Origin of the sequence: Acinetobacter sp. 10FS3-1 (genome assembly GCF_013343215.1) — a bacterium.
Taxonomy (GTDB): Bacteria; Pseudomonadota; Gammaproteobacteria; order Pseudomonadales; family Moraxellaceae; genus Acinetobacter; species Acinetobacter lwoffii_C.
The window spans coordinates 1-9,137 of the sequence record NZ_CP039153.1 but is presented as its reverse complement, the minus strand read 5'-3'; the positions used below and the strand labels follow the sequence as shown (position 1 = coordinate 9,137).

Below are 9,137 nucleotides of genomic sequence, written 5' to 3'. Positions count from 1 at the left end.
GAAGCACCAGTATTATTTATTATGCTATGACACCTTAATTAATTTTAGTGCTATAAGCAAGGTAAACGGTGTCATATTGCAAGGTAAACGGTGTCATATTGCAAGGTAAACGGTGTCATATTGCAAGGTAAACGGTGTCATATGAAGTCTAGAAGCCTTTATTTACAAGGCTTTCAGCTTACCTAAAAGCATTTAAAAACTTTAAAATAATTAAAAGCCCAGGCAAGGAAAAATTGCCCTATGTTTTCGCTACGCTCAAACTCTATTGAACTTCGCTTTCGCTCAGTTCGTAGGGGCAATTTTTGGCTTAAAATTTCGTGACTTTTTAAAAAAGAAAAGCAACTAGGAATTCGCTTCGCTCATAGAACTTTTTCACTCGCTTCGCTCGACATAAAGCCACCGTAATCAGTTCGCACCCATTCGGGATGCTCTGATTCTGAGTTCTTGATACACAGGGGAGCCTGTAATCAGGGAAAAACAGGTGAAAAAATTTAGATCCCTGTAGTTCGCTCGTAGACACTCGCTAAATGCTCTCATTTGCGATTTAAGAGTTTTTTCTTAACTCAACTATAATCTTACTGTGGTTTAGCAAAACATCGCTAAAAACCCTATTTTTTTGCGTTTAAACAGCATTCACCAAGGTCGGTAATCGTTGTTATTTTCATTTTCTGGTTTTTTAGGCTCATTTTTCTGCTGTTTTTCCAATTCTTGGCGTTTTAAAAATGCCAAATGTTCTCGTTCGTGTCTTTCTTGTTCATAGCGTTGTTCTTTTTGCTCTCGTTCTTTACGTAATTGCTCTCTAAATTCACTTTCTCTGCGATCATTTTCAATTCTTCGTTGGCGATCTACTTCCGCTTGGCGTACTTGCTGCATTCTTTCTTGTTCAATTTTGAGATCATCTGCCCGTTTTGCTTTAAGGAGGGGACTCATATCATCATTAAAATCATGTAGGGTATCGAATGAATGAACGTACTCTCGTTTTAGCTTCTGCCAAAACGAGGGTTTTATCGTTGGTCGTTCAATCCCATTATTTTCCAGTATCTCTGAGCATTGGCCTAAGCGTTGGACAACATTCTCAATATCGTATTCTTTAGCAAGTTGTTCGACCTCGGTTGCGTATTCTCTCCAGTTCTCATTTTTTGCCTGTTCTACTGATTTTTCAGTCGCATAAAAATCAGGTTTTTTTATATCTCTGTAAGTATGATGATAAGAGTCATAAAACAAATTATTGGTATGTAAGTAAAAATCGCTTTTGTTTTCTGCTAACCATCGTTTTGTCTTGGTGAGATTTGATTCAATCTGCTTTTGATTATCAGCAGCATTGCTTTGAATGGTGTAAAACTGATTGGCAAATTCTGCATAAATATCCTGGCACCGGATGAAGTCATCATATGCGTTGTCGATCTGTTGAACCTGTTGTTCTTGCAGGCGTTCTTCTTCTAGGTTGAGATTTACTAATTCTGCTAAAAGCTCTTTTTCTTCTGCTTCGGTTAACTGAAGTTCGTTTTCCAGCTGGGGAATCTGATCTTCTAATCGACTTGGAACAATAATTTCTTGATCAAGGCCCTTGATGATCTGTTGGTATTCTCGTGCAGCATCTAAATTTTTGGCTTTGATTGCATCATTTTCAAGTGCAATTCTTGGTAGCACAATTTCAGTGTTACGTTCTTCAAGCGGTCTTTTTTGTTCCTCGTCATATTGTCTGCGAAGTGCTGTAGCTTCATGCCCTTCATGATGAGTGGGTTCAAGAAAGTCTAAGCCCTGATCCTTGTAACTCCGGTGGTCGATGCGTTCGTCTAGTCCGGCATTTTCCAATACTGTGTTTACAACATTGGCAAAAGTTGCTCGGCTGTCCTTCAGGATCTCGGGACCATGGTCGTTGAAGATTCTTTGTTTCTTTCCTAATTCGCCTTTTTCATTGATGAGTCTGGTAGTGAACATCATGTGTACGTGATAGTTTTTATTATTGGTTTCATCGTTATGTTCATGTGGTGCATGGATGCAGGCATCGACAATAACATTGTGCTTGTTCACAAAGTCTCGGCAAAAGTCATCAACGATTTTTATGCGTTCTGCATCTGTTAATTCATGTGGTAAAGCACAGATATATTCTTTGGCGAGTCGTGCATTGGCTTTCATTGAGCCATTGGCATTGAATTCTTTTTTTTCTACTGTATTCCAAAGTGTTTGACGGTCTAAAAGTTTTGTATTGGTATGTTCTGGTGCATAAATATTTTTGTATGCAAGTCCCTTTTTTTTAGTGTAGTCCTGAGTCTTTCCAAAAGTCAGATCCTCTAATTTTTCACAGGCACGATAAGCAGCACAAGCAACGGCTGAACGTCCGTCACTTCGTGAGATGTTGCTTTCATTCAAATGAAAAATTGCCACTTTAAAAACCTAAATTTCTGCATACCGTGGTTTTGATTTTTGCAACTTTGAAAAAGTTGCTGACCATGCTAAAGCGAGGTCATGGGGTACAGGGGAAACCCCTGTCGCAACGCCCACTTTTGAATGAAATGATAAAAATGGGTAAGTGCGCCCTTCGTTTCACTCCGGGAAAACTTCGCTTCGCTACGTTTGATATTGCTCGCTTTGTTTTTTGACTCTATGATGATGTTTGATTATTGATCATCACGGTTTAATACTATGTCAGATATTCAAGAAAAGAAAGATGCAGTTTTAAAGAAACTCACCAAAGCACAGCAGAAAAAATTATCCCTGCAAGAGCAAATTGAGTATTTAAAAAAAGAACAAGAGCAGATCTTAGAACAGGCAAAACAGAAACAGAATGAGCTTAAACTCAAACAGCAAAAACTTTTAAGCGAAGCAAAAGCCCAAGAACGGAAAAATGAAACTAGACGGAAAATTTTGCTTGGCGCTTGGGTTTTGAATAAATTTAAGAATGATGAATCTTTTAAACATCAATGGGCTGATTTTGAGCAGTTTTTAAGTGCGGAAAGTAAGACAGAAGAAAATAGACAGAAAGATAAAGAGCTTTTTAATGATTTTTTTAAGGGATAAGTTCTAAATTTCATATAAGAAGTTTTATGTTAAATCAGTTGATAATTTTGATAAAAATTATCGGATTACTAATTTTCACCTAAGATCACCGTAATTTTGATATTCTTATCATTCTTATTGTTTTTATTAAAATTGGTCTATTTGAATGCTGAAAAGTATAAGTTTAGAAAATTTCAAAAGTTATAGCGCTGAACAAAGCTTAGCATTAGGCCCTTTAAACTTGCTAATTGGAGCTAATGCTGCTGGTAAGTCGAATATTATTGAAGCTTTAAGACTAATTAAATGGTTTATATCAGGAGTGGATCTAGATTCTATTCAAAATAAACTAGAAGAATCAGATAAATGGTTTAGAGGTGATTTTCACGATCTAGTCTATATGTGTGAACATATTCCTATGACCTTGAAAATGAATTTCGATAATAAAGTTCAATATAGCTTTTCTATAAAAATTTTTGATAATGAATCAATATCATTGGTAAATGAAAAATTAACCATAGGTAAAAAAGTAATTTACGAAACAATTGAAAATAAGGATGAGAGCAAACAAGGTTTTTTGAAAGTAAAAATCAAGCCTAATACACCCAAAGGTTCGCCATCTAGATCTTTTAATTTTCATCCAAAAAATAAAATGGCAATATTGCCAAACATTAACAATATTCTTAATTTAATAACTGAAAACTTTGGCAATGATGAGAAAGGAGCATTTAGTGTTGATGAACAAATTTTATTAATTGATCAATGTTTAGATGATTTAAAGTCTATTCAATTCTTTGATTTTGTTCCTAGTTCAATGCGATCGTTTTCAAGAATAACTCCTAATTTAAATTTTAAAGGATCAAATTTATCAGGTGTTTTAAAAAACTTAGAAATGGAAGGGAAAATAGATCAAGTCTTAGACTTCATAAAAAATCTTCCTGAACAAAAATTTGTTGGTATAAGTTTTTTCGAAGATAATCGAGAACGTTTTTCTGTTGAACTCGAAGAAAGTTTTGGTGATGAGAATTCATCTAAGAAATGGTCAATAGAGTTACTGTCAGATGGTACTGTGCGGGTTCTTGCTATTGCTGCTGCACTGATGACAGCTAAACCAGGTTCTCTTTTAGTATTTGAAGAATTAGATAATGGTATACATCCAAATAAAGCAAAAATACTTTTAAATCAGATATATGAATATGCTAGGGATAATAAAATAAAGTTATTGATTACAACTCACAATCCAGCTCTGATGGATGGAGTGCCTAATGAAGCTTTAGAGTACGTGTCTTTTGCTTATAGAGATAAAGAAAAAGGTCATAGCTGTTTAACAAGATTATCTGAACTTGATGATTATGTTGGTCTTGTATCCCAAGGACCATTAGGTGATCTAGTTACAAAAGGTATAGTTGATAGATTCGTTAAGAATCCTTTATCTAGTGAAGATAAACGAACTATAGCTTTGAGTTGGTTAGAGTCGATGAAAGGTAAACATCGTGAATAATATTTGTTTAATTGATACAAGTGTTTTCCTAAATATTTTAGATGTACCTTCAAAGAACTCAGATAGAGAAGAAGTATTCGAATCATTTGAAACTTACACTAAGTTAGGTTGTGAATTTATTATCCCAGTAGCTACAATTATTGAAACTGGTAATCATATCGCTCAAAATGGTGATGGGAATACTAGACGGCAAGTAGCACAAGATTTTTATGAGCTTTTAGAGAAAAGTTATGCAAATGAAGCTCCTTTTATCTTTTCTAGTATATTTTCAAATGAACAGCTTCGAGAATGGATAGCTTTATTTCCTGATCATGCTGGAAGAAATAAATCACCACAGAAAACTACAGAGGGTACTAGTTTAGGTGATTTAACAATTATTAAAGAGTTTGAAATGTTATGTGAACTTCATCCTCGTGCCGATATATTTATTTGGTCACTAGACTGTGATTTGAAAATTTATATAAGAAATGTAAAAAAAATAGGGAAATGAAGTTTTCCTAAAATTAACATAATACACGTTATACGAATCTAAAAATGGGAGCCTATAGCTCCCATTTTTATTGTTAAACGTTGAATCCTATATGTTTTCCTGTTGGAAGCTCTACATCAATACGGAGCTTCCCACCCATTGCCTCAACATACTTTTTCATGGTTGAAATCTTAAGATCATTGCCACGATTTTCTATTGCTGAAAGCGATGGCTGTTTTATTCCCAAAGTTTCAGCAAGCTCTTTTTGAGAAATTTCGAGTTCTTCACGAATAAGATGAAGCTGATTTTCTAGCAGTAATTCATCTGCCATTTTTTGAATACGGGCTTGGCTCTCTGGAGAGCGGCTAGCTAACAATTCTTGCAGAGTCTTAGCCATTAGATTTATCTCCTAGGGTGGTGAGATGAAGTTGGTATTGTTCATCTGCAATATCCAGCATGTCTTTATAAAAACGCTTTTTACCGCCTTTATCAGCAATACATAGAACAATAGCCTGTCGTAAGGGATCAAATGCGAAAAAAGCTCTTAAGGGTCTACCGCGATGTTGAACACGCAGTTCTTTCATATTGGTAAATTTAGACTCATACACAGTATCTACTAAAGGACGGCCTAAACTCGGTCCCTGCTGCTGTAGAACAACCAGGGCAGCTAGGACCTTCTCTTGTGTCGATTCATCTTGCTGTTCAAGCCACTGATTAAATAGATCTGTCGTAATGACTGTCCACATACCACAACCAAAATATAGATTATAGTCTATATTTTAAGGGCATTATGCTTGTTTTTGCAAATGAGAAAGGATAAACAATAAAAAACCCCAGCATCCTGCTGGGGTTTCTCATATTGGGTTGCTAGGTATGACTCCTGTCTTACCTCACGCTCCTGGTGCGATCTTTCTTATTCTTGTTGTTTGGAACATCCTGTTCTCTATGACTTCATCATAGGAAAATTCACCTATCCTGGACAGCCGCAAAGGGCCGAGTTTCATGTGAGCCAAAGCGTACAAAATAGCCTAAATTTTATCCACAAAAAATGTGGATAATTTTGGACATTGAGGCATTGATAAAATTTGAAAAACCTCAAAATTGACTATTTTTTAAACAATTTTATTGGCAAGAAGTATCAAAACCGCTCATAAAAAAACCGACTTGTTTCCAAGTCGGTTTTTTAGGTTTTGCGCCTTGTCTATTTATAACATAATTAATTGATATGCATATGTTTTTTAAATTGCATTTCGTATAACCACCATTATGTTAAATGGATGGTGAATTGGTGGAAAATTCTAGTTTTTAAAATTGCGAATAAGAGATTTTATGTTAAATAGGTTCGATTAAGCAGATCGTCTTCTAATTTTGAACATTGCTCATCATCAATGACTCCGGTAATACTTTGTAGCCACAACCCATCTGCTGCTAAACGAAGTAACTCTAAATCAGGATGACTATCCGTTTCTGCATGTTGAGATAATCTATTTTTTAGCCATTCCATCCAAATTTTATTAAAGGTAGGCTCTGTGATCATAGTCATTGATAACGCTGACCAAGCAGAAACCACCCCATCTATTTGATGGATAAAAGAACTATGAATATAAGCTCGTGTGAATTTACCATATTCTGTTGGATCGCGTTTAATCAAGTATTCAACTGTTTGATCTAAATCAAGAATTATTTGATTGAACATTTCTTCTATCAAATTTTTTTTATTCGGGAAATGGTGAAATACCCCCCCTTTTGTTATACCTACTGCTGTAGCAATATTTTGAATAGAAACACCAGAAATACCCTTTTGAGAAACAAGAATAGTTGCCTGTTCAAGGATGCGCTTTCGAATAACCTCTGGTTGCTTCTTTTGTTGCCGAATTTCTTTCACTTAATGACCTGCTGATTGCGAAAATAAATTAATAATTATTACGCCAGATACGATAAAACCAATTCCAATTAAAGCAGGATTATCTAGTGTCTGTTTAAAAACAAAGTAGCCAACTACAGCAGTTAGAACAATCCCAACACCAGCCCATATAGCGTATGCGATACCTAAAGGGATTGTTTTAATAACTTGTGATAATAAATAAAATGCCGTGCTAAAAAAAATAAAGACCATCACGCTTGGAAAAAGTTTTGTAAACCCTTCCGATTTAACTAAAAAACTACTTCCAATCACTTCGGAAACTATTGCAAATCCAAGTAATACATAAGCGAGTAACACACTGTTCATAAGTAATCATACCTAAAATATCAATCGGAAGGTATGTTAAATTTTCAAAAAAAAAATTATCAATAATTATTTTAGATTTTCTAAAATTAACATAATACACCTTATACGAAATGCTATTTTTATTCCTTTAAAAATCAATTTCTTATATACTATCAAAAAGCCCATTCCCCCTCGAATGGGCTTTTTTTATGTTTTTACATGTTCCACGCCTACTATTTAAGCAATGTTTCACGACTTTGATTAGGTCAATTGAATAATCAGGATGCCTGGTCTTTTTCTTTTTGGCGTTCATCCAGCTCTTTCTTCAGTGCCTTTTTATCCTGGTACGATGCAATCAGCATAATCGGGATCAGCAGCGGAGCCACAATAATGCCCAGGGCAATATCTTTCAGTTTCGGCATGATCTCTCTCCCTTGATTGCTCAGTCATGATCAAAAACAGCATTCAGTACACGGCCAAATAAGCCACGTTTTTTGTGTTGTGGCACTGCCACATTTTGCAACGTGGCATGCTGTAGCGTTTGGGTGTGGTATGCCGTAGTTTCTTGCTGTGGCACTGCCACATTTTCTGCAATATTTAATTCATTATTCTTTTTATTATCATTGTCTTGTTGTGTTGTCGCATGCTGTGGTAGATCGGTGTCGCATGCCGTAGCATCTTGTTGTGGTGCTGCTGTGGCAGGTGCAACACTTTTCAGCTCAATGAGTGTTTGCATACGGTCAATTTGTTGCATTAACCGTTCTTCACGTTCTTGGTATTTTTTGACTTCATTTTCTAAATGGGCAATAAGTTTTTTTGTAGATTCATCACCTTCTTGCTTAGATGATTCAATTTTTTGAGATGTTTGCTCAGGTTCTCCAAAGCATCGGATGACCTCTGCTAGATCGAATTGTCCATCACTGGAGCGTGATAAACGTCCATTACGTACAGCTCTGTAAATAGTTGATCTATCCACATGAAATTTTTTAGATACTTCACTTAGTGATAACTTAGCCATTTACGGTGTCCTTTTTATTTGATGGCATATATCCCACTTTTTTTAGGTATGGGTATAGTTCTTTTATTCGGTCAGGGTCTTGCAGCATCTCAGCAATACGAATAGCAAATTGCGGATAGCTTTCAGTTCCCTGGGAATAACGACCCATTTCAGGAAGTTCGGAAAGTTTATTTGCAAACATATGCCGTTGAGCATCGGTCATCTTTGAAGAAAGACCCAAAGTATCCGGATCTCTTTCTATTGATGGGCTGTCCTTCTTTTTCTGTTTAAAGTTAAAAGAAAATCCTGAAATTGATCGACCTCTTTTGTGTTGTTCATACTTCACTGTGATATCTGTATGTTCGTTAATTTGTTTAATAGCGAGCTCAAGTACACTAGTTTTAAAGCGTTCCATACGCTTGTACTCAGTATCGAGTACGCCAATTCTTTGACGGAAATCACTTAGCTCTATAATTGGAGTAGAGCCCGTACTTCTCCAAGCAATTAATAACTCATATAAACGAACAGCATAAGCACTACTGAGATTACTAACTTGCTGCAATTCGTATTTAGTAAAATGCTCTTCTAAGCGCGTAATTAATGGAACTATGGCAGGGGCAAAAATAAGCTTAACCACTGCTTCATTATCTACATATCCAATTTCACTAACCCAACGGGATCTATAGTTCTCAATATTCCCTCTTTCATTTATTTTTTGATAGCTGAATTGTCTTGCGAATAAATCATTACAGGCATCTTTTAATGCCTGATAAGCGGTATTGCGATGTACGCCAAATTGATTGATATAGCTTTCTGCATGGACAGTTAAGGGATCATTAGCATTAATCCCTTTCCCACTTTCTCTTGCCTCAACAATAGCTAATAAAATTAAACGTTGTTCTACTAAATCTAAGTTATAACTTGCATTAATTAAGGCATTGTCTTTTACAACTAACTCTCTCAT

Annotated in this window: 11 protein-coding genes; 3 read left to right on the top strand and 8 right to left on the bottom strand. The window is 35.6% G+C overall.

Annotated features, from left to right (window positions below):
• Nucleotides 1-633: 633 nt before the first annotated feature.
• The gene (gene mobQ / locus E5Y90_RS17280) at nucleotides 634-2,388 is read right to left on the bottom strand and encodes a MobQ family relaxase (RefSeq protein ID WP_228724005.1); all 1,755 of its coding nucleotides are present in this window, start codon (nucleotides 2,386-2,388) and stop codon (nucleotides 634-636) included.
• 258 nt (nucleotides 2,389-2,646) lie between these two features.
• On the opposite strand from mobQ, the gene E5Y90_RS17275 reads away from it, so the two are divergent.
• The 3 genes from E5Y90_RS17275 (at nucleotide 2,647) to E5Y90_RS17265 (ending at nucleotide 4,988) form a co-directional block, all read left to right on the top strand.
• The gene (locus E5Y90_RS17275; RefSeq protein ID WP_228724004.1) at nucleotides 2,647-3,021 is read left to right on the top strand and encodes a hypothetical protein; all 375 of its coding nucleotides are present in this window, start codon (nucleotides 2,647-2,649) and stop codon (nucleotides 3,019-3,021) included.
• A 145-nt stretch (nucleotides 3,022-3,166) separates the two neighbouring features.
• On the top strand, nucleotides 3,167-4,498 hold the full coding sequence (locus E5Y90_RS17270) for an AAA family ATPase (RefSeq protein WP_174660738.1): 1,332 nt from the start codon (nucleotides 3,167-3,169) through the stop codon (nucleotides 4,496-4,498).
• Nucleotides 4,491-4,988, top strand: a complete 498-nt coding sequence (locus E5Y90_RS17265) for a hypothetical protein (RefSeq protein WP_174660737.1) — start codon at nucleotides 4,491-4,493, stop codon at nucleotides 4,986-4,988. The genes E5Y90_RS17270 and E5Y90_RS17265 overlap by 8 nt, the downstream gene beginning before the upstream one ends.
• Nucleotides 4,989-5,061: 73 nt before the next feature.
• Here the strand turns inward: E5Y90_RS17265 and E5Y90_RS17260 are convergent, their stop codons facing one another.
• The 7 genes from E5Y90_RS17260 to repM all read right to left on the bottom strand — a co-directional run bounded on the left by E5Y90_RS17260 (nucleotide 5,062) and on the right by repM (nucleotide 9,137).
• On the bottom strand, nucleotides 5,062-5,364 hold the full coding sequence (locus E5Y90_RS17260) for a helix-turn-helix domain-containing protein (protein WP_001140620.1): 303 nt from the start codon (nucleotides 5,362-5,364) through the stop codon (nucleotides 5,062-5,064).
• Nucleotides 5,357-5,713, bottom strand: coding sequence for a type II toxin-antitoxin system RelE/ParE family toxin (locus E5Y90_RS17255; RefSeq protein ID WP_000269911.1), 357 nt, complete (start codon nucleotides 5,711-5,713; stop codon nucleotides 5,357-5,359). The genes E5Y90_RS17260 and E5Y90_RS17255 overlap by 8 nt, the downstream gene beginning before the upstream one ends.
• Before the next feature lie 581 nt (nucleotides 5,714-6,294).
• Nucleotides 6,295-6,852, bottom strand: a complete 558-nt coding sequence (locus tag E5Y90_RS17250) for a TetR/AcrR family transcriptional regulator (protein ID WP_005146114.1) — start codon at nucleotides 6,850-6,852, stop codon at nucleotides 6,295-6,297.
• Nucleotides 6,853-7,197 carry an SMR family transporter gene (locus E5Y90_RS17245; RefSeq protein WP_005146112.1) on the bottom strand — a complete coding sequence of 115 codons (345 nt, stop codon included), beginning with the start codon at nucleotides 7,195-7,197 and terminating at the stop codon, nucleotides 6,853-6,855.
• Between the two features lie 257 nt (nucleotides 7,198-7,454).
• Nucleotides 7,455-7,598: a hypothetical protein gene (locus E5Y90_RS17240; protein ID WP_001125247.1), complete on the bottom strand. Its 144-nt coding sequence runs from the start codon at nucleotides 7,596-7,598 to the stop codon at nucleotides 7,455-7,457.
• Between the two features lie 20 nt (nucleotides 7,599-7,618).
• Complete coding sequence (locus E5Y90_RS17235; RefSeq protein WP_002011656.1) at nucleotides 7,619-8,194, bottom strand: plasmid replication DNA-binding protein; 576 nt, start codon at nucleotides 8,192-8,194, stop codon at nucleotides 7,619-7,621.
• Nucleotides 8,187-9,137 (bottom strand): replication initiation protein RepM, encoded by a 951-nt coding sequence (gene repM, locus E5Y90_RS17230; protein ID WP_002011663.1) that lies wholly within the window; start codon nucleotides 9,135-9,137, stop codon nucleotides 8,187-8,189. Before repM ends, E5Y90_RS17235 begins: the two co-directional genes overlap by 8 nt.

What these genes read in the sequence shown, in the direction of transcription:
- E5Y90_RS17275 (WP_228724004.1), top strand. Translation starts at nt 2,647, where the DNA reads ATGTCAGATATTCAAGAAAAGAAAGATGCAGTTTTAAAGAAACTCACC.
- E5Y90_RS17235 (WP_002011656.1), bottom strand. Translation starts at nt 8,194, where the DNA reads ATGGCTAAGTTATCACTAAGTGAAGTATCTAAAAAATTTCATGTGGAT.
- E5Y90_RS17255 (WP_000269911.1), bottom strand. Translation starts at nt 5,713, where the DNA reads ATGTGGACAGTCATTACGACAGATCTATTTAATCAGTGGCTTGAACAG.
- E5Y90_RS17260 (WP_001140620.1), bottom strand. Translation starts at nt 5,364, where the DNA reads ATGGCTAAGACTCTGCAAGAATTGTTAGCTAGCCGCTCTCCAGAGAGC.
- E5Y90_RS17245 (WP_005146112.1), bottom strand. Translation starts at nt 7,197, where the DNA reads ATGAACAGTGTGTTACTCGCTTATGTATTACTTGGATTTGCAATAGTT.
- E5Y90_RS17270 (WP_174660738.1), top strand. Translation starts at nt 3,167, where the DNA reads ATGCTGAAAAGTATAAGTTTAGAAAATTTCAAAAGTTATAGCGCTGAA.
- E5Y90_RS17240 (WP_001125247.1), bottom strand. Translation starts at nt 7,598, where the DNA reads ATGCCGAAACTGAAAGATATTGCCCTGGGCATTATTGTGGCTCCGCTG.
- repM (WP_002011663.1), bottom strand. Translation starts at nt 9,137, where the DNA reads ATGAGAGAGTTAGTTGTAAAAGACAATGCCTTAATTAATGCAAGTTAT.